Source organism: Streptomyces regalis, assembly GCF_001509475.1.
GTDB classification, from domain to species: domain Bacteria; phylum Actinomycetota; class Actinomycetes; order Streptomycetales; family Streptomycetaceae; genus Streptomyces; species Streptomyces regalis.
Genome location: NZ_LLZG01000403.1, coordinates 23,662 through 41,164, shown reverse-complemented (window position 1 = coordinate 41,164; position 17,503 = coordinate 23,662). Strand labels below are relative to the sequence as shown.

Here is a 17,503-nt window from a genome sequence, read left to right as displayed (position 1 = left end):
CCGAGCCGTGGCCATCTCCCGCCGCACCCTCGCCCACATCCTCACCACCCACCACCTCCAAGCCCGCTACGACGGCTTCACGGCCCTCGACGACGTCACCCTCACCGTCCCACCCGGCCACATCACCGCGATCATCGGCCCCAACGGCGCCGGAAAGACCACCCTGTTCCACTGCCTGGCCGGCACCCACCGCCCCGCCCACGGCCAAGTCCTGCTCGGCACCCGGGACATCACCCGCCTGCCCGCACACGCCCGCACCCGCCTGGGCATCGCCCGCACCTTCCAGCAACTGGCCGTGTTCCCCTCTTTGACTGTGGCCGACAACGTCCGCGTAGGCGCCGAACAAGGCCGAGTCCGAGACCCCGCAGCCGTGGAGCGAGCCCTCAGGCTCCTCGGACTCGACGGCCCCCTACGGTCGATGCCGGCCGCAGACCTCCCCACCGGCACACTCCGCCGTGTCGAGCTGGCCCGCGCCCTCGCCGGCAGCCCGCGCGTGCTGCTGCTCGACGAACCCGCCGCCGGCCTCGACACCGCCGAAGTCACCGCACTGGCCCGGGTCCTGAAGGCACTCGCCGCCGATGGCACGGCCCTGCTCGTCGTCGAGCACGACCTCGACCTGGTCGCCGACCTCGCCGACACCGTGCACGTCATGGCCGCCGGCCGCATCGTCGCCTCCGGCCCACCCGACCGCGTACTCGATGTCGCAGGCTCTCAGGAGACCCCGGTATGACGACGATCTCCCTGCGCCACGCGCGCGTGCGCTACGGCCCTCTGGAGGCCCTGCACGGCGTCACCTTCGCCGCCCCCGGCCCCGGCCTCACCGTTCTGCTGGGACGGAACGGCTCCGGCCGTTCGACCGCGCTGCACGCCCTGGCCGGCACTCTGCCGCTGTCGGGCGGCGCGGTGGTGTGGGACGGCGCCGACGTGACCCGTATGCCCGCATACGAGCGGGCCCGCTGCGGACTGTGCCTGATCCCCGAGCGGCAGGCGGCGTTCGGCTCCCTCACCGTGCGGGAGAACCTCGAACTCGCGGCTGACTCGTACGACATCGCCCTCGACGCCTACCCCCGGCTCGAACCCCTCCTCGCCCGCCGCGCCGGCACCCTCTCCGGCGGCGAGCAGCGCATGCTCGCCCTCGCTCGTGCCCTGCTGGCACGCGCGCGTGTGGTGCTCGTGGACGAGCCCGCGCAGGGCATGGCACCGACAGTCGCTGCCCGTACGTACGAACTACTGAGCGAACTCGACGCCTGTGTGGTCGTCGCCGAGCAGCGCCTGCCGCGCGTGCTGCGCGGCAAGGCGGCACTCGTCTACGAACTGCGGCGGGGCGCCGTCGTGTTCAGCGGAGAGACCGGCGAGTGGGAGCGCCGTGCAGCGCGCCGAACCGGGTCGAGCCCTTCCGGATGAGCGTCGAGCCCTTCCGGAGGAGCTCCGACGTCTTCGCGGTCAGCCGATCCGTGACGCTGGGTTTCTCCATGTGCATACGGCCCTTGAGCCCGTACCGCCTGGAGCAGTGCGGCCAGGCCCCCCACCCCTGCACGGCCACCACTTTCCGGGCGATCGTGATCTGCTCCTTGCGGCTGGCGAGATCGGCGCGCGGGGCGTACTTCGCACCGCCGAAGCCCTCCCAGGTCGACTGCGAGAACTGCAGTCCCCCGTAGTGGCCGTTGCCGGTGTTGATGCGCCAATTGCCGCCGCTCTCGCACTTGGCGACGCAACCCCAGGGCCACTGGTCCTTGGCACAGCTGTACGCCGCGGGTTTGGGCGGTGGTCCGGGGGCCGGTGGCGCCGTATGGATGTGGCGCGTGGGGTGTGTTGGCTGGGCCGCGTGCGCTGCGTGCGACGTTCCCGGGAGAACGGCGGTGAACAGGGCGGCGGCCAGGACGCTCGTGAGCGGTGTGCATTTCATATGAGCACGCTAGGCAGTTCATTGCGGCCGACCGGGGCGGCGCGTCCGACGGCCGCCGGTGCCCCACCCGGTCGGCGGACCGGGCGGGGCTTCATGCCCGGGGCAGGGAGCGATGCTCAGAGTTCGAGGCGCTGCCCGGGCACGATCAGATGGGGATCACCGCCGATGACGGACTTGTTGGCGGCGTAGAGCCGCTGCCAGGTGGTCCCGTGCCGGGCGGCGATGCCGCTCAGCGTGTCGCCCTCACGGACGGTGTAGTCACCGCGGGACGAGCCACGGGTCGCGTGTCCCGACGAACGCTCCGGCGTCTGTGACGGAGTCGACGGGGCTGCCTTGGTGGAGGGCGCCGAGCCGGCGATGGAAGCCGCGGGTGCGCTCCCGTACGCTCCGGCCCGGGCCGAACAGGTCGGCCACGCGCCCCACCCCTGGGCGCGCTGGACCTTGGTGGCCACTGCGATCTGCTGGTCCTTGCTTGCCTGGTCCGCCGTCGACGCGTAGGCCGTACCGCCGTACGCGCGCCAGGTGGAGGCGGCGAACTGCAGTCCGCCGTAGTAGCCGTTGCCGGTGTTGATGTGCCAGTTGCCGCCGCTCTCGCACTGGGCGATGCGGTCCCACACTCCGCCGTCCGCCGCCGCGGCGTTGCCGGTGGCGGCCAACAGCCCGAGCGGGGCGAGCAGTACCGCCCCGGCGAGGGCCGCCGTCGTACGAGTCCGGCTCCGGTTCGAAGCCTGCTGCGCCTTGAGAGCGTTGCCGTGAGTGTTATCGGCACATTCGGACATGTAGTTCCCTCTCGAAGGACTCGGGGTCCCCCAGGGCGGAACGCCACTCCCACGCCATGGGGCGTGGGAGTCGCGCTCGCCCCGTCCGCCGGAGTCGGTACTGCGAGCTGGCTTGTTGCGGCCGACGGACGTACCCGAGCGGTGCTCGTTGCACACGGCCGAGGAATGTAGGGAGGGCGACCGGTCGACATCAACCAACTCCTTGTCATTCCAGGCCAGTTAGCCGTTACCTCCGGTATCGTCGTTTTCCGGCCACCCACTTCATTCGCTGATTTCAGGATTTGTCGACCAACAACCCCGGCGGTCTGTGACGCACCCCACGCAACCAACTTCCTTGGGCCTCCAAGGACTTGACGGTGAGTACGCGATTCCGCACCCGAGGTGACCGTGTGCGGTGGATGGTTCGATTCCGTTCGCCGTGGTGCGTGACTCCCGCCACAGATCGTCCGTTGTCTTCTTCATGAGCCCGGCACCCGCCGGTTCACGGACCGGGAGCCACCCGGCCCCGCCACGCACCGCATCCCGAGGGAGCCAACCGTGCCGCGCATGCTCGACGTCAGCGACGAGGTACGTGCCGAGATCGGCGACGAAGAAGCCGACCGGCTGCTCGCCGGGGAGAACGCCCCCGGCAGTTACGACTGCACGTCCTGTCGCACCCCGGGCGACTCCGAACAGGAGCGCACCAGCACCGTCCTGTTCATCGGGGACGAGACCGCCGTCCTCGCCTTCGCCCACGCCACCTGCCTGCCCTCGCAGGTCGTCCAGGTCACCGAGGAGCAGTTGCAGGGCGCCGTGAAGTCCATCACCGGCGACACGGTCGACCTCGAGCCGGACACGATCGTGCCTGAGCAGGCCGTGCTCGGCGTGACCAGCGGACTGGTACTGATCGCCGGGGAACTGCACCCCGCCCTGGTCGTCGAGCCGACCGGGCCCATCGTGCGCCCCGGGGCGATCGGCGCCGGGGACGACTTCCTGCCGCTGCTCATCGAGCAGGGGTTCATGCCGGTGACGGAGCTGGCCGACGTGCCGCCGGTACTGCACGGCTGGTCCGTGCTGCTGGCCATGGGGCAGCTGCACGCGGTTCTGCAGCCGGGGACCAACGGGGGGCAGCCGGTCGCCTGGTGGCAGGCGCATCAGCCGTTGCTGGTGACCGACGGTTGGCGGGCGGCTGCGAACAAGCACCAGCAGGTGCTGATGTTCGCGGCTCCGGTGGGTTCCATCGGGCGTCAGCCCCGGGAGGATCTGCTGCGGGAGGCGCTGGACAAGGCGGCGGCGAACGGGAAGTTGGTCGGGGCGGCGTTGCCTCTGGCGGGGACCTGAGAGCGGCTGTTCAGCTGAGGCTGCTCGCCGGGGCACGGTCCGACCGCATCTCATCAGGCTCGGGGTCGTTTGGACATACGTGCATGCATACGACGTCCCCCGCCATCAGGGCGGCCCCTCGCCCACGCCGATCTACGACGCGCTCTACGCCGAGTACGTCAAGTCCTTCCGCTCGCTGCCGGGTGATCGCAGCGGTGAGGAGGACCTGGGGTTCATCGCATTCGGGAACATCCAGCGCAGTACCGGCACGTACGGCGGCCATCGCCCGGGGTCGTTCAGCAGCTCGTACAGCGCCTACAGCGCGGGGGCGCACAGCGCTCGGCACGGCAGCGGTCAGCAGCCTCAGTGGCAGCGCGTCGGGCACATCGGCCCGCAGGGGGGCACGGGGATGCATCACGTCCCGGCCGCGCTGCCGCCGGCGCGCAGAGGCTGAACACACGGAAGGGCGGCCCTCACCGGGCCGCCCTTCCGTCATGTCCGTTACTTCTTCTTGCCGCGCTTCTCGCGCACCCGCACGGAGATGTGGATCGGCGTGCCCTCGAAGCCGAACTCCTCGCGCAGCCGGCGCTCGATGAAGCGGCGGTAGCCCGCCTCGATGAAGCCGGAGGCGAACAGCACGAACCGCGGGGGCTTGGTGCCGGCCTGGGTGCCGAACAGGATGCGGGGCTGCTTGCCGCCGCGGATCGGGTGGGGGTGGGCGGCGACCAGCTCGCCGAGGAAGGCGTTCAGACGGCCGGTCGGGACGCGGGTCTCCCAACCCGCCAGGGCCGTCTCGATCGCCGGGACCAGCTTCTCCATGTGCCGGCCGGTGTGCGCCGAGACGTTGACCCGCGGCGCCCACGCCACCTGGCCGAACTCGGTCTCGATCTCGCGCTCCAGGTAGTAGCGGCGCTCCTCGTCGAGGGTGTCCCACTTGTTGTAGGCGATCACCATCGCGCGGCCCGCCTCCACGGCCATCGTGACGATGCGCTGGTCCTGCACCGAGATGGACTCGGAACCGTCGATCAGGACGACGGCGACCTCGGCCTTCTCGACGGCGGCCGCGGTGCGCAGCGAGGCGTAGTAGTCGGCGCCCTGCTGGAGGTGCACGCGCTTGCGGATGCCCGCCGTGTCGACGAACTTCCAGGTCTTGCCGCCCAGTTCGATGAGCTCGTCGACCGGGTCACGGGTCGTCCCGGCGATTTCGTTGACGACGACGCGCTCCTCGCCCGCCACCTTGTTCAGCAGGGACGACTTGCCGACGTTCGGCCGGCCGATGAGGGCGACGCGACGCGGGCCGCCGACGCCGGCCCCGCCGAAGGACTCGCGCGGTGCCTCCGGCAGCGCCTCCAGGACGGCGTCCAGCATGTCGCCGGTGCCACGGCCGTGCAGCGCGGAGACGGGGTGCGGCTCCCCCAGCCCCAGCGACCACAGGTACGCCGCGTCCGCCTCACCGCTGGGGCCGTCGACCTTGTTGGCGCACAGCACCACGGGCTTGCCGGCCTTGCGCAGCAGTCGTACGACGGCTTCGTCGGTGTCGGTGGCACCCACCTTGGCGTCGACGACGAACACGACGGCGTCGGCGGCCTCGATGGCGAACTCGGCCTGCGCGGCCACGGAGGCGTCGATGCCGAAGACGTCCTGCTCCCAGCCGCCGGTGTCGACGACCTTGAAGCGCCGGCCGGCCCACTCGGCCTCGTAGGTCACGCGGTCACGGGTGACGCCGGGCTTGTCCTCGACGACGGCTTCGCGGCGCCCGATGATCCGGTTGACGAGAGTCGACTTGCCGACATTCGGCCGCCCGACGACGGCGAGGACAGGCAACGGCCCATGCCCGGCCGCTTCAATAGCCCCCTCGACGTCCTCGAGGTCGAAGCCCTCTTCCGCGGCGAGCTCCATGAACTCCGCGTACTCGGCATCGCCAAGCTCTCCGTGGTCGTGCTCTTCGAGCGAGCCCTCGGAGTGGATGTGGTCGTTCATGAAGTCCGTACCTCGTTCATCGTGGTGATCGGTGGACCGCCCGGTGCCTTTGTGCCGGTCTGATCCACTACTCAGTGTCGCCTAGCGGCCGGTCAGCCGCCTGGCGTTTTCCAGGTGCGCGGTGAGCTGCTTCTGGATGCGCTCGGTCGCCTCGTCCAGCGCCTTGCGGGTACGCCGGCCGCTGCCGTCGCCCGCCTCGAAGGGGTCGCCGTACACGACGTCGACGCGGTGGCGCAGCGGAGGCAGCCCCTTCATCAACCGTCCCCGCTTCTCGGAACTTCCCAGCACGGCGACCGGGACGATCGGTGCCCCGCTGCGCACGGCGAAGTAGGCGAGCCCGGCACGCAGCGCGGCGAAGTCGCCCTCACCCCGGGTGCCCTCGGGGAATATCCCGAGGACGCCGCCGTTCGACAGGACGTCGAGCGCCTGCGTGATGGCCGTGCGGTCGGCGGAATGACGGTCCACCTTCAGCTGGCCGATACCGGTCAGGAAGGGGTCGAGCGGGCCGACGAACGCTTCCTTCTTGATCAAGAAGTGCACGGGCCGGGGCGACACGCCCATCACCATCGGCCCGTCGATGTTGTGGCTGTGGTTGACCGCGAGGACCACCGGCCCGGTCGCGGGCACCTTCCAGGAACCCAGGACCCGAGGACGCCACAGCCCGTACATCAGACCGACGCCGATGCGCCGCCCGACCTCGGCGCCCCGCTCGGAGGGCGCGGACGCAACGCTCACTTCCCGGCCCGCTTCTCCTCGACGAGCGTGACGACGCACTCGATGACCTGCTGCAGCGTGAGCTCGGTGGTGTCCACCTCGACCGCGTCGTCCGCCTTGGCGAGCGGCGAGGTCTTGCGGCTGGAGTCGGCCGCGTCGCGCTTGATCAGCGCCTCGCGGGTCGCGTGCACGTCGGCGCCCTGCAGCTCGCCGCTGCGGCGGGCTGCGCGGGCCTCCGGGGAGGCGGTGAGGAAGATCTTCAGGTCGGCGTCGGGGAGCACGGTCGTACCGATGTCACGGCCCTCGACGACGATGCCGATCTCCGCGGAGGTCGCGAGCGAGCGCTGCAGCTCGGTGATCCGCGCACGCACCTCCGGTACGGCACTGACCGCGCTGACCTGGGAGGTCACCTTCTGGGTGCGGATCGGACCGGACACGTCGACACCGTCGACGGTGATCGTCGGGTTGCTCGGGTCGGTGCCGGAGACGATCTCCGGCTTGCCGGCCACGGCGGCGATCGCGGACGGGTCCTCGATGTCGATCCCGTTGGTCACCATCCACCAGGTGATCGCCCGGTACTGGGCGCCGGTGTCGAGGTAGCTCAGCCCGAGCTGCGCGGCGACGGCCTTCGACGTGCTCGACTTGCCCGTGCCTGAGGGGCCGTCGATGGCGACAATCACGGGCTTGGCGGCACCGTTTTCCACGGGGGAACACCTTCCTGGTGCGGTGAGGCGGGAGGGGTGGGACGCGAACGTGCCCCGCACAAGGTTACTGGGTACGACTCACTCGTCCGCCCGCCCGGCGTTCGAGGCCTCATGGTGCTGACGGTCACTACCCAGCGCCGGTCCGTGCTCTCAGCCCGTCCGGCGTTTGAGGACGAGGCCCGTTCAGGGCCGAAGCGGAGGTCTGGGGGCGGCAGCCCCCAGGGACGGGACGGGTAGGGGCGGCGGGGGCGAGAAACCCTACTGCCGGATCGACCAGCCCCGCTCCCGCAGCGCAGCACTGAGCACCGGCGCCGTCTTCGGCTCCACCATCAGCTGCACCAGACCCGCCTGCTGCCCCGTCGCATGCTCGATCCGCACGTCCTCGATATTGACCCCGGCCCGCCCCGCATCCGCGAAGATCCGAGCCAGCTGCCCAGGCTGGTCGTCGATCAGCACGGCCACGACCTCGTACACCCGAGGAGCCGCCCCGTGCTTACCGGGCACGCGCACCTGCCCCGCGTTCCCCCTCCGCAGCACGTCCTCGATCCCGGAGGTCCCCTCCAGCCGCTTGGCGTCGTCGGACGACTGCAGCGCCCGCAGCGCCCGCACCGTCTCCTCCAGATCCGCGGCGACATCCGTGAGCAGATCGGCGACCGGCCCCGGATTCGCGGAGAGGATGTCGATCCACATCCGCGGATCGGACGCGGCGACCCGCGTCACGTCCCGAATGCCCTGCCCGCACAGCCGTACGGCCGCCTCCTCGGCGTTCTCCAGCCGCGCGGCGACCATGCTGGACATCAGGTGAGGCATGTGCGACACCAGGGCGACCGCCCGGTCGTGGGCGTCGGCGTCCATCACCACCGGCACCGCACGGCAGTGCGAGACCAGCTCCAGGGCGAGGTTCAGCACCTCGGTGTCGGTGTCGCGGGTCGGCGTCAGCACCCAGGGACGGCCCTCGAAGAGGTCCCCGGTCGCGGCCAGCGGCCCGGACTTCTCACGGCCCGACATGGGATGCGTACCGATGTACGACGACAGGTCGAGCCCGAGCGCCTCCAGCTCACGCCGCGGGCCGCCCTTGACGCTGGCCACGTCGAGGTAGCCGCGGGCCACACCCCGGCGCATGGCGTCGGCGAGCACCCCGGCCACGTGCGCGGGCGGGGCAGCGACGATCGCGAGGTCCACGGGCCCCTCGGGCGCCTCGTCCGTGCCGGCGCCGAGCGCCGCCGCCGTACGGGCCTGCTCGGAGTCGTGGTCGGCGAGGTGGACGACGACACCGCGCCCCGCCAGCGCCAGCGCGGCGGACGTACCGATGAGACCGGTGCCGATGACGAGTGCGGTTCTCACTGGGCGATGTCCTTGCGCAGGGCGGCCGCGGCACCGAGGTAGACGTGCGCGATGTCGGCGCGGGGCTTGTCGGACTCGATGTGCGCGAGGACGCGCACGACCCGGGGCATGGCGCCGGCGATGTCCAGCTCCTGGGCGCAGATCAGCGGTACGTCGACGATGCCGAGCTTGCGGGCGGCGGCCGCCGGGAAGTCGCTGTGCAGATCGGGCGTGGCCGTGAACCAGATGCTGATCAGGTCGTCCGCGGTCAGGCCGTTCCGGTCCAGGATCGCGGTGAGCAGGGCCCCGACCTGCTCGTCCATGTGGCCGGCTTCGTCCCGCTCCAGTTGGACGGCCCCCCGGACCGCTCGTACCGCCACGACTTGGCTCCTTGCTGCTGTACGGATCGGCTCTTCGCCGGTCCAGCCTAGTCAGCCCGGGTGCGGCAGACGCATGTCGCCCGCACGCTGAGACACCGACAGGCGCCCGAAGTCAGCTTTGGGCCACTGTCACCCGTGTATCCCGATTTCGCTACCGGACTGCGAACACCTCCGTGCGCCTCTGGACGACGGGGCAGGGGTCCGCTCTCATGGGCAGGAAGCTCGCCTCGGGGGAGGCCTCATGAAGCGTCCCGGACCCTTGCTCACCCTTCTCGCGGGACTGTTGGTCGGCGTGTTCATGCTGTCGTTCAACGCGGCGACGGGGACGAAGAACACGTCATCTTCGTCCCCGGACACCACAGCGGACACCACAAAGGAGTCGCAGTCGCCCGCGGCGACGGCATCACCGACACCGACACCGACCAGGACGACCCCGCCACCTTCCCCCTCGCCCACCACGGCCCCCGTCCCCGACGCCGGCTACGCCGGCCGCACCGACGACGACTCCTCCGCCGTCGCCCTCACCCTGCGCGACGGCAGGGCGATCGCCTACTTCTGCGACGGCCGCGCCAAGGAGTCCTGGCTCAAGGGCGAGGTGACCGACGACGGGACCATGCGGCTCACCGGCAAGGACGGTTCCGTCCTGAACGGCACCATCCAGCAGGGCGTGGGGGTCCCCCCGCTCGAGCGAAGCCGAGAGTGGGGGAGGATCCGCGGCACGGTCGACATCGATGGCGGGCACTACGCCTTCACCGCCGACCGGACGAAGAAGCCGTCGGGCCTGTACCGGGCCACCGCCACCGTGCGCGGCGCCAAGGTCGACGGCGGCTGGATCGTGCTGCAGGACGGCCGGCAGGTCGGCCTCCTCACCCGCGAGGGTCAGCCCTCGCGCGCCCCGCGGCTCGACCCGGAGACCGGCACGGTGCCGGTCGACGGACAGCAGCTCACGGCCCGCCGCGCCACACCCTGATCCCGCTCTTCTGATCCCGCTCCTCGCTGCCCGCCTCGATCCCCCTCCTCCCGGGAGTCGATCATGACCGTCGACCCGAACGCCGTCACCCAGGACTTCCCGTCCCCGCAGAACCGCCACCGCCGCCCGCAACCGGCCCGCTACCTGGTCCCGGCGCTGGTCGCCGGCGCGGTCGCGGTGGCCCTCGGGGTGTACGGCAAGGTCCACGACCCGACGGGGACGGCCTTCAACCTCGCCGGGTTCAGCAGCACCGGCGCGGTCAAGTCATGGCTGGCGACGACGGCGCTCTTCTTCGCGCTGGTCCAACTGGTCTCCGCGTTCATGGTGTACGGCAAGCTGCCGGGACCGGCCTGGTCGTCCGCACTGCACCGGTGGTCGGGACGCTTCGCGTTCCTGGTCTCCGTCCCCGTGGCGGTGCACTGCCTGTACGCCATGGGCTACCAGACGTACGAAACGCGCGTTTTCTGGCACTCTCTCCTGGGTTGCTTCTTCTTCGGTGCTTTCAGTGCAAAGATGCTGTTGCTCCGCTCGGAGCGACTTCCCGGCTGGCTGCTCCCGATCGTCGGCGGGCTGGTCCTCACCACCCTCACGATCATCTGGCTGACCTCCGCCCTCTGGTTCTTCCGCACCTTCGGAGTGACGACATGACCAACCGTCCGACGCGACGCACGATCCTCATCGCGACGGGCGCGACGGGTGCGGCGGCGCTCGTCGCGAGCTGTGGCGATTCCGGCGACAAAGCCGAGACGGCCCCGAGCCTCTCTCCCGGCCAGGAGCTGGTCACCACGGCCGACGTCCCGGTGGGCGGCGGCACGATCCTCAAGGACGAGAAGGTGGTGGTGACCCAGCCGAAGTCCGGCGAGTTCAAGGCCTTCTCCGCCATCTGCACGCATCGGCAGTGCACGGTCGGCAGTGTCTCGGACGGCACGATCAACTGCCCCTGCCACGGCAGCAAGTTCAACATCACGGACGGCTCGGTGGCCAGCCCTCCGGCGACGAGGCCGCTGCCCGAGAAGAAGATCACCGTGGACGGAAATTCGATCCGCCTGGCGTGAACCGCCCCGTACGCTCCGGGGCATGCACCCCGAGACCCTGGTACGCGACCACACGATCTACGCCTGCGTCATGGGCTCGCGCGCCTTCGGTCTGGCGACGGACGGCAGTGACACCGACCGCCGGGGCGTGTTTCTGGCCCCCACTCCCCTCTTCTGGCGCTTCGACAAGCCGCCGACGCACGTCGAAGGCCCGCTGGAGGAGCAGTTCAGCTGGGAACTGGAACGCTTCTGCGAGCTGGCCCTGCGCGCCAACCCGAACATCCTGGAGTGCCTGCACTCCCCGCTCGTGGAGCACGTCGACGACACGGGCCGCGAACTCCTCGCCCTGCGCGCGGCGTTCCTGTCCCGCCAGGCCCATGAGACGTTCGCCCGCTACGCCCTGGGCCAGCGCAAGAAGCTGGACGCCGACGTCCGCACGCACGGCACCCCGCGCTGGAAGCACGCGATGCACCTCCTCCGTCTCCTCATGAGCGCCCGCGACCTGCTGCGCACCGGCAGCCTCACGATCGACGTGGGCGACCGGCGCGAGCCACTGCTGGCGGTCAAGCGCGGCGAGGTCCCCTGGCCGGAGGTCGAGTCCTGGATGACCCGCCTGGCGGGGGAGGCCGAGGAGGCCTGCCGCCACAGCCCGCTCCCGGCGGAGCCGGACCGCCGCCGGGTGGAGGACTTCCTGATCCGCGTCCGGCGCGCCTCAGCCCGCCAGCCGGGTCCGTACGACGAAGGCGTCCAGGGCGTCGTAGGCGCTCGGAGCGTCGGGCAGCACTGAGGCCGTCTGCGCCTCGTCCAGCACACCGTGCAGCCGCTCGATGTCGGCCGCCACGCGCGCGTGGTCGACATCGGCGGTCCCGTGCTCCTGCTCCGCCTTCGCCGCGATCAGCTCCGGCAGATAGGCCGGGGCGTCCACGTACTCCAGCAGCGTGGGCAGATGGGCCTGCACCTCGCCGCCGCGCATGAGATGGATGCCGGTGAGCAGCACACGGAAGGTGTACAGCAGCGGCTTGAGTTCCCCGGTCTTCTCGAACAGCCGCCACTGGGTGGTCGCACGTTGACATCAGCCGCTCCGCGGCGGGCCCGGTAGTGATGGGCGTGGTGGCTCGTGAGCACGCCGGGCGCGAGCTCGGCCAGCTCACGATGGGCGTCCGTGGTGTGCACGACGAGCGGCGAGAGCAGCTGCTCCAGGACATAGCCGTTGCGCCGCAGCATCAGCCGTACGAACTTGCGCAGGTCGTGCGTGACCAGGTCCATCTCGACGCCGTCCCGGACCCACATCCGAGACCGTGTCTCGTCCGGCTCCCGCAGTCCGACGAGGTCGGCGGCCGGCAGCAGGTGCACGCCGCGCAGGTCCACGTCGGAGTCGCGGGACGGGAAGCCGTACAGGTGGGCGCCCGAGACGGTCGCGAACAGCATCGGGTCGGGCTGTTCGGCGACGACGGGCGTGAGGTCGATGTCCGGGGCGTCGATCATCCGTCAAGCGTCCCAGAGCGCTCCGAGGGTCAGCAGATCCCCCCGGTACTCGATCCGGTCCGCCCACTCGGCCGGCCAGGCGTCGGCACCCAGGTAGGCGCCCGCGAACGCGCCCGTCAGGCACGCGATCGAGTCCGAGTCGCCGGACGTACAGGCGGCCCGGCGCAGGGCCGTCAGCGGCTCGTCGACGAACATCAGGAAGCACAGCAACCCGGTCGCGAGGGCCTCTTCGGCGATCCAGCCCGCGCCGGTGGCCAGGCAGGGGTCGGTCTCGGGCGAGGCCGTGCGTACGGCGTCCTGGAGGCGGCCGAGGATCTCCAGGCACTCGTCCCAGCCGCGCGCGATGAAGTGCTCGGGGGTGGGGTCCTGGCTGCGGGTCCACAGGTCGCCGAGCCAGCGGTGGTGGTAGCGGGTGCGGTTCTCGTAGGCGTACGACCGCAGCAGCCCGACCAGCCCGGTCGGCTCGGCGCCCTGCGCGAGCAGCCGTACGGCGTGTGCGGTCAGGTCGGACGCGGCAAGCGCCGTCGGATGCCCGTGGGTGAGCGCGGACTGCAACTGGGCGGCGCCCGCGCGCTGTTCGTCGCTGAGGCCCGGGACGAGCCCGACCGGCGCCACGCGCATGTTGGCGCCGCAGCCCTTGGAGCCGATCTGACTGGCGTCCTGCCAGGGCCTGCTCTCACTTTTCAGCAGATTGCAGGCGACCAGGCAGGTCCGGCCCGGCGCGCGGTTGTTCTCGGGCGACTGGTACCAGTCGACGAACTCCTCCCGCACCGGCCGCTCCAGCCGCTTCGGCCCGAGCACTCCCCGGTCCATCGCCGTCCGCAGCCCCTTCCCCAACGCCAGCGTCATCTGCGTGTCGTCGGTGACGATCGCCGGCGTCGGCAGTTCCATCTCACGCCACGGCCCGCACTTGGCGAGGATCGACGGCACGTCGCTGAACTCGGTCGGAAAGCCGAGCGCGTCCCCGAGGGCGAGGCCGAGCAGGGAGCCGGTGGCGGCGCGCTTGCGGACGGTGGTCGTGGTCATGCGGGGCGTCCTTCCGGGGTGGGCCGCAGCAGGGGTGGGTGGAGGGTGGTGGCGGCGCCCGCGCGGTAGAGCGTGGCCGGTTTGCCGCGGCCACCGGTGAGCCGGGCGGCGCCGGGCACGGCTTCGACGAAGCCCGGCGTGGCGAGCACCTTGCGGCGGAAGTTGGGCCGGTCGAGGGCGGTGCCCCACACCACCTCGTACACGTGCTGCAGCTCGCCGAGCGTGAACTCGGGCGGGCAGAAGGCGGTGGCGAGGCTCGAGTACTCGAGCTTGGCGCCGACGCGTTCATGAGCATCGGCCAGGATGCGGTCGTGGTCGAAGGCGAGCGGCCCCACGGTGTCGTACGGCACCCAGCGCGCCTGCGCGGCGTCGCTGCCGCCGTGCGGTTCGGGCGGGTGCGGCAGCAGGGCGGTGAAGGCGACCGTCACGACCCGCATCCGGGGATCGCGGTCGGGCTCGCTGTAGGTCCGCAGCTGCTCCAGGTGCAGCCCGGAGACGTCCGACAGGCCGGTTTCCTCGGCGAGTTCACGCCGGGCCGCCGTCTCCGCCGACTCGTCCGGCTGTACGAAGCCGCCGGGCAGCGCCCAGTGGCCCTGGTACGGCTCCTGCCCGCGCTCGACGAGCAGGACGTGCAGAACGCCGTCGCGGATGGTGAGGACGGCGAGGTCGGCGGTGACGGCGAAGGGTTCGTGCGCGTACTTGTCGTAGGCCATCTTGTCGTAGGCCATGCGAACCCACCCCCTTAATAGTCAGTACGACTATAAAGAGGGTGGGTGTGCTGTCGCAACCCCGTGTCTAGGTCCGGGGGCGGGAGGGCGCGTACGCCGCCACCGCCGCCCCGACAGCCGCCGCCCCCGCCGTCACCCACAGCGCCGCACCGGCTCCGTCGATGAACGCCTCGGGCGAGCCATAGCCGCCGTACGTCGTGAACACGGCTGCGGCGACGGCGACCCCGAAGACGCCGCCCAGCTCGCGCAACGCGTTGTTGACGCCGGCCGCGACGCCCGCATCGCCCAGGGGGACGGACGAGGTCACGGCGTTGGCCACGCTCGGGAACACCATGGAGATGCCGATGCCCGCGACGATCAGCGGGACGACGAGACTGCCGTAGCCGACGCCGGGTTCGAGCTGCCAGGCCAGCAGTGCCAGGCCCGTCGCCTGGAGCACCAGGCCGCCGAACATGAACGGCCGGTTCCCGTACCGGTCGGCGAGTGCCCCGGCGATGGGCGCGACCAGCAGGGGCGTGGCGTTCCAGACGAGGATCCGGACGCCCGCCTCCAGCGGTGAGTAGCCGAGGCCGAGCTGGAAGAGCTGCGTGATCATGAAGAGGGCGCCGAGGAGTGAGGCGAAGAGGAGGAAGGCGGAGGCGTTGGCGGTGGAGAAGCCGCGCCGCCGGAAGTGCGACAGCGGCAGCATCGGATAGCGGGCCCCCTTGCGCTCCCAGGCCAGGAAGGCCGCCACGAACACGACCCCGACGGCCAACGCGGTCAGCACCTCGGCACTCCCCCACCCGGCCTCGGGCGCCCGCACCGGCACCCAGGCGACACCCGTCAGGCCCACCGCCGCCAACACCAGCCCGACGAGGTCGAGTTGGGGGCGAGTGCCGTAACTCTCGCGCAGCCTGGTGGCGGCGAGGGGCAGCATGGCCAGCCCGATGGGCACGTTCAACCAGAAGATCCACTGCCAGGACAGTCCCTCGGTGACAGCCCCGCCCAGCACCGGCCCGGCGGCCACACCGAGTCCGGTCACCCCGCCCCACATCCCGATGGCGACGCCCCGCTTCTCGGCCGGGAACGCCTCGCTGATCAGGGTCAGGGTGAGCGGCAGCAGGACGGCGGCCCCCGCGCCCTGCACCACGCGCGCGCCGATGAGCTGGCCCGGGCCCTGGGCGAGGGCCGCCGCGGCCGAGGCGAGCGTGAAGACGGCGAGGCCCACGACGTACATCCGCCGCCGCCCATGGGGGCACCTCCCGGTCGAGCGAAGCCGAGACTGGGGGACGGTCGCCGAGCGCGGCACCGGTCAGGGTGAGGCAGGCGAAGACGAGGTTGTAGGCGTTGATCGTCCACTCCAGCTCGGACAGGCTCGCGCCGAAGTCGGCCCGCAGCGCGGGCAGCGCGGTGGCGACGACCACGACGTCGAGGGAGCACAGCAGCGCGCCGAGCCCGGCGAGGGCGACGGTCCAGACGCGACGCGCAGGCGCCTGTTCGGCGGGCGGGGCGTGGAGGGGGACCTTGAGCGTGTCGGTCATGACCGTGCCTTCCGTGAGTTCTTGGGGTCACTCACGGAAGGCAGACCGGGCTCACCCCGGAAAGGAATCGCGGCGGCCCAGGAAGGCCAGCAGCCTGACATCGGCACGCGCGCGTGCCGGCACCGCGACCGGCGCGCCGAACCGCACTCCCCGGTCCTCCTCCGCGACCACACAGCGGGCGACGCTCAGCAGCTCGGCCGCGAGCGCGACCGGGATGGGCCTGGGCCGGCCGCAGGCCTGGGCGACGTCCCATCCGTGCACGGCGATCTCCACGGCGCCCACCGCGCCCATCACCCGTACGTCCAGCGGCCGTTCACCGACCAGGACCCGCTCCCCGTCGGGCCCGGCCGCCCAGGCGCCGAGCACGGCACACGCGCGCGTGCGGAAGCCGCAGGCCCGGTCGGCGCGCGGGAACAGCTCGATCCGCCCGCCGGTCAGGCCCTCGTACAGCGCGTCCAGCGAGTCGTCGAGATGCCCGAGCAAGTCCCCCAGATCCCACTCGGCGCAGGGCGTCCCGCGCCCCGGGTTCACGGACTCGGCCCCGGCGACGCTGCCCAGCGCATAGGCGAGCGAACGCTCCAGCAGCTCCCCGGCGTTCACGACAGCTCCTCGGGCAGCCCGAACCGGCCCAGCAGGGCCAGGTCGAGGAAGGCAGTGATGCGGGCCACGAGGCCCTCTGCCACGGTGAGCACCTGCAGCGAGTGCCCCCGCAGGACGCCGTCCGCCCCGCGCACGTACATCGCCACGGCCGGCTGTCCGTTCGCGCGCGTGGGCAGCATCCGCAGGGTGCCCTTCTCGTGCACGCGCGCCTGAAGGAACCGCAGCACGTCCTTCTTGCCGCTGTACCACTCCAGGTAAGGCGGCATCTCCAGCTCGACGCCGTCCTGGAGGAGCCCGATCAGGGCGTCCAGGTCGGCGTTCTCGAAGGCGGCCATGTACCGGTCGAGCACGGCGCGGTCGGCGGCGCCCTCCGGTTCCTCGACGAGATCCTCGTCGGGCGCCACCTCGTCGAGGCGGGCACGCGCGCGTTGGAGGCTGCTCTTCACGGCCGCCGTCGACGTGCCGAGCAGCGAGGCCACCTCGGGCGCCCGCCAGGCCAGCACGTCCCGCAGGATCAGCACGGCCCGCTGCTGCGCGGGCAGATGCTGAAGGGCGGCAACCAGCGCCAGCCTGAGGCTGCCCCGCGCGGCGACGACGGTCGCCGGGTCGACCAGCGCGTCCGGCAGCGGCTGCAGCCACGGAACGTCCGTCACAGGGGCCCTCAGCGGCTCTTCAGGCGCCTCTGCGGGCCCGCCGAGCCCCGCGGGCAGCGGACGTCGCCCGCGGCTCTCCAGCGCCGTCAGACACGTGTTGGTGGCGATCCGGTGCAGCCACGTCCGCAGGGACGCGCGGCCCTCGAAGCCGTCGTAGGACCGCCAGGCCCGCAGATACGTCTCCTGCACCAGGTCCTCGGCCTCGTCGACCGACCCCAGCATCCGGTAGCAGTGCGCGAGCAGCTCCCGCCGGTACGGGTCGGTCAGCCGGACGAACTCTTCGCGGTCCGCAGTGGTCGTACTCATCCCCGCTCCCTCCGTCACGGATACAGACCGGCGGAGCGGCGAAAACGAATCGGCCGGCCCCGGAGTGATTCCGGAACCGGCCGATACCTGGGACTT

The 17,503-nt window shown here is 71.4% G+C and carries 20 protein-coding genes and 1 pseudogene; 8 read left to right on the top strand and 13 right to left on the bottom strand.

Going from position 1 to position 17,503, the window contains the following annotated elements:
* Positions 1 to 730: ABC transporter ATP-binding protein (locus ADL12_RS44085; protein WP_159053481.1), on the top strand; the 730-nt coding region annotated here is incomplete at its 5' end.
* Positions 727 to 1,404, top strand: a complete 678-nt coding sequence (locus ADL12_RS44080) for an ATP-binding cassette domain-containing protein (RefSeq protein WP_062714102.1) — start codon at positions 727 to 729, stop codon at positions 1,402 to 1,404. The genes ADL12_RS44085 and ADL12_RS44080, both read left to right, overlap by 4 nt.
* Here ADL12_RS44080 and ADL12_RS44075 read toward each other — a convergent pair.
* Both ADL12_RS44075 and ADL12_RS44070 read right to left on the bottom strand, forming a co-directional pair.
* Positions 1,337 to 1,906, bottom strand: coding sequence for a transglycosylase family protein (locus ADL12_RS44075; RefSeq protein ID WP_062714100.1), 570 nt, complete (start codon positions 1,904 to 1,906; stop codon positions 1,337 to 1,339). The genes ADL12_RS44080 and ADL12_RS44075 overlap by 68 nt on opposite strands.
* Positions 1,907 to 2,022: 116 nt before the next feature.
* Complete coding sequence (locus ADL12_RS44070) at positions 2,023 to 2,685, bottom strand: LysM peptidoglycan-binding domain-containing protein (RefSeq protein ID WP_062714098.1); 663 nt, start codon at positions 2,683 to 2,685, stop codon at positions 2,023 to 2,025.
* Positions 2,686 to 3,222: 537 nt separating this feature from the next.
* Between ADL12_RS44070 and ADL12_RS44065 the strand changes: the two genes are divergently transcribed.
* Together ADL12_RS44065 and ADL12_RS44060 are read left to right on the top strand one after the other, a co-directional pair.
* Positions 3,223 to 4,005 carry a hypothetical protein gene (locus ADL12_RS44065; RefSeq protein WP_062714096.1) on the top strand — a complete coding sequence of 261 codons (783 nt, stop codon included), beginning with the start codon at positions 3,223 to 3,225 and terminating at the stop codon, positions 4,003 to 4,005.
* A gap of 79 nt (positions 4,006 to 4,084) precedes the next feature.
* Positions 4,085 to 4,438 (top strand): hypothetical protein, encoded by a 354-nt coding sequence (locus ADL12_RS44060; protein WP_062714094.1) that lies wholly within the window; start codon positions 4,085 to 4,087, stop codon positions 4,436 to 4,438.
* A 47-nt stretch (positions 4,439 to 4,485) separates the two neighbouring features.
* On the opposite strand, the gene der is transcribed toward ADL12_RS44060, so the two are convergent.
* The 5 genes from der to aroH form a co-directional block, all read right to left on the bottom strand.
* Entirely contained in the window at positions 4,486 to 5,964 is a 1,479-nt protein-coding gene (der, locus tag ADL12_RS44055) for a ribosome biogenesis GTPase Der (protein ID WP_062714092.1), read from the bottom strand.
* 81 nt (positions 5,965 to 6,045) lie between these two features.
* Entirely contained in the window at positions 6,046 to 6,738 is a 693-nt protein-coding gene (locus ADL12_RS44050) for a lysophospholipid acyltransferase family protein (protein WP_079052607.1), read from the bottom strand.
* On the bottom strand, positions 6,696 to 7,382 hold the full coding sequence (cmk, locus tag ADL12_RS44045) for a (d)CMP kinase (protein ID WP_062714087.1): 687 nt from the start codon (positions 7,380 to 7,382) through the stop codon (positions 6,696 to 6,698). Before cmk ends, ADL12_RS44050 begins: the two co-directional genes overlap by 43 nt.
* Before the next feature lie 258 nt (positions 7,383 to 7,640).
* Positions 7,641 to 8,726 carry a prephenate dehydrogenase gene (locus ADL12_RS44040; protein ID WP_062714085.1) on the bottom strand — a complete coding sequence of 362 codons (1,086 nt, stop codon included), beginning with the start codon at positions 8,724 to 8,726 and terminating at the stop codon, positions 7,641 to 7,643.
* A complete protein-coding gene (gene aroH / locus ADL12_RS44035; RefSeq protein WP_062714082.1) occupies positions 8,723 to 9,085 on the bottom strand; it encodes a chorismate mutase in 363 nt (120 codons plus the stop codon). The genes ADL12_RS44040 and aroH overlap by 4 nt, the downstream gene beginning before the upstream one ends.
* A 241-nt stretch (positions 9,086 to 9,326) precedes the next feature.
* Here aroH and ADL12_RS44030 point away from each other — a divergent pair, with 241 nt between their 5' ends.
* The 4 genes from ADL12_RS44030 to ADL12_RS44015 all read left to right on the top strand — a co-directional run bounded on the left by ADL12_RS44030 (position 9,327) and on the right by ADL12_RS44015 (position 11,876).
* Entirely contained in the window at positions 9,327 to 10,055 is a 729-nt protein-coding gene (locus tag ADL12_RS44030; RefSeq protein WP_062714081.1) for a hypothetical protein, read from the top strand.
* 63 nt (positions 10,056 to 10,118) lie between these two features.
* Positions 10,119 to 10,703, top strand: a complete 585-nt coding sequence (locus tag ADL12_RS44025; protein ID WP_062714079.1) for a DUF6529 family protein — start codon at positions 10,119 to 10,121, stop codon at positions 10,701 to 10,703.
* On the top strand, positions 10,700 to 11,110 hold the full coding sequence (locus tag ADL12_RS44020) for a Rieske (2Fe-2S) protein (RefSeq protein WP_062714077.1): 411 nt from the start codon (positions 10,700 to 10,702) through the stop codon (positions 11,108 to 11,110). The genes ADL12_RS44025 and ADL12_RS44020 overlap by 4 nt, the downstream gene beginning before the upstream one ends.
* Positions 11,111 to 11,132: 22 nt before the next feature.
* The gene (locus tag ADL12_RS44015) at positions 11,133 to 11,876 is read left to right on the top strand and encodes a nucleotidyltransferase domain-containing protein (protein WP_062714075.1); all 744 of its coding nucleotides are present in this window, start codon (positions 11,133 to 11,135) and stop codon (positions 11,874 to 11,876) included.
* Here ADL12_RS44015 and ADL12_RS44010 read toward each other — a convergent pair.
* The 6 genes and pseudogenes from ADL12_RS44010 to ADL12_RS43985 form a co-directional block, all read right to left on the bottom strand.
* Positions 11,802 to 12,574, bottom strand: a pseudogene (locus tag ADL12_RS44010) (nucleotidyltransferase domain-containing protein). The gene ADL12_RS44015 and the pseudogene ADL12_RS44010 sit on opposite strands and share 75 nt — an antisense overlap.
* Before the next feature lie 3 nt (positions 12,575 to 12,577).
* Complete coding sequence (locus tag ADL12_RS44005) at positions 12,578 to 13,600, bottom strand: ADP-ribosylglycohydrolase family protein (protein ID WP_062714073.1); 1,023 nt, start codon at positions 13,598 to 13,600, stop codon at positions 12,578 to 12,580.
* Positions 13,597 to 14,313, bottom strand: a complete 717-nt coding sequence (locus ADL12_RS44000) for an NUDIX hydrolase (RefSeq protein ID WP_062714108.1) — start codon at positions 14,311 to 14,313, stop codon at positions 13,597 to 13,599. The genes ADL12_RS44005 and ADL12_RS44000 overlap by 4 nt, the downstream gene beginning before the upstream one ends.
* 82 nt (positions 14,314 to 14,395) lie before the next feature.
* On the bottom strand, positions 14,396 to 15,544 hold the full coding sequence (locus ADL12_RS43995; RefSeq protein ID WP_208614747.1) for an MFS transporter: 1,149 nt from the start codon (positions 15,542 to 15,544) through the stop codon (positions 14,396 to 14,398).
* 355 nt (positions 15,545 to 15,899) lie between these two features.
* Positions 15,900 to 16,448 (bottom strand): TIGR03086 family metal-binding protein, encoded by a 549-nt coding sequence (locus ADL12_RS43990; RefSeq protein WP_062714071.1) that lies wholly within the window; start codon positions 16,446 to 16,448, stop codon positions 15,900 to 15,902.
* Complete coding sequence (locus ADL12_RS43985; protein WP_062714069.1) at positions 16,445 to 17,407, bottom strand: sigma-70 family RNA polymerase sigma factor; 963 nt, start codon at positions 17,405 to 17,407, stop codon at positions 16,445 to 16,447. The genes ADL12_RS43990 and ADL12_RS43985 overlap by 4 nt, the downstream gene beginning before the upstream one ends.
* Between the last annotated feature and the right edge of the window lie 96 nt (positions 17,408 to 17,503).

Coding starts and splice junctions, on each gene's coding strand:
- ADL12_RS44080 (WP_062714102.1), top strand. CDS start 727: ATGACGACGATCTCCCTGCGCCACGCGCGCGTGCGCTACGGCCCTCTG.
- ADL12_RS44075 (WP_062714100.1), bottom strand. CDS start 1,906: ATGAAATGCACACCGCTCACGAGCGTCCTGGCCGCCGCCCTGTTCACC.
- ADL12_RS44070 (WP_062714098.1), bottom strand. CDS start 2,685: ATGTCCGAATGTGCCGATAACACTCACGGCAACGCTCTCAAGGCGCAG.
- der (WP_062714092.1), bottom strand. CDS start 5,964: ATGAACGACCACATCCACTCCGAGGGCTCGCTCGAAGAGCACGACCAC.
- ADL12_RS44030 (WP_062714081.1), top strand. CDS start 9,327: ATGAAGCGTCCCGGACCCTTGCTCACCCTTCTCGCGGGACTGTTGGTC.
- ADL12_RS44025 (WP_062714079.1), top strand. CDS start 10,119: ATGACCGTCGACCCGAACGCCGTCACCCAGGACTTCCCGTCCCCGCAG.
- ADL12_RS44020 (WP_062714077.1), top strand. CDS start 10,700: ATGACCAACCGTCCGACGCGACGCACGATCCTCATCGCGACGGGCGCG.
- ADL12_RS44015 (WP_062714075.1), top strand. CDS start 11,133: ATGCACCCCGAGACCCTGGTACGCGACCACACGATCTACGCCTGCGTC.
- ADL12_RS44005 (WP_062714073.1), bottom strand. CDS start 13,600: ATGACCACGACCACCGTCCGCAAGCGCGCCGCCACCGGCTCCCTGCTC.
- ADL12_RS44000 (WP_062714108.1), bottom strand. CDS start 14,313: ATGGCCTACGACAAGTACGCGCACGAACCCTTCGCCGTCACCGCCGAC.
- ADL12_RS43995 (WP_208614747.1), bottom strand. CDS start 15,544: ATGTACGTCGTGGGCCTCGCCGTCTTCACGCTCGCCTCGGCCGCGGCG.
- ADL12_RS43985 (WP_062714069.1), bottom strand. CDS start 17,407: ATGAGTACGACCACTGCGGACCGCGAAGAGTTCGTCCGGCTGACCGAC.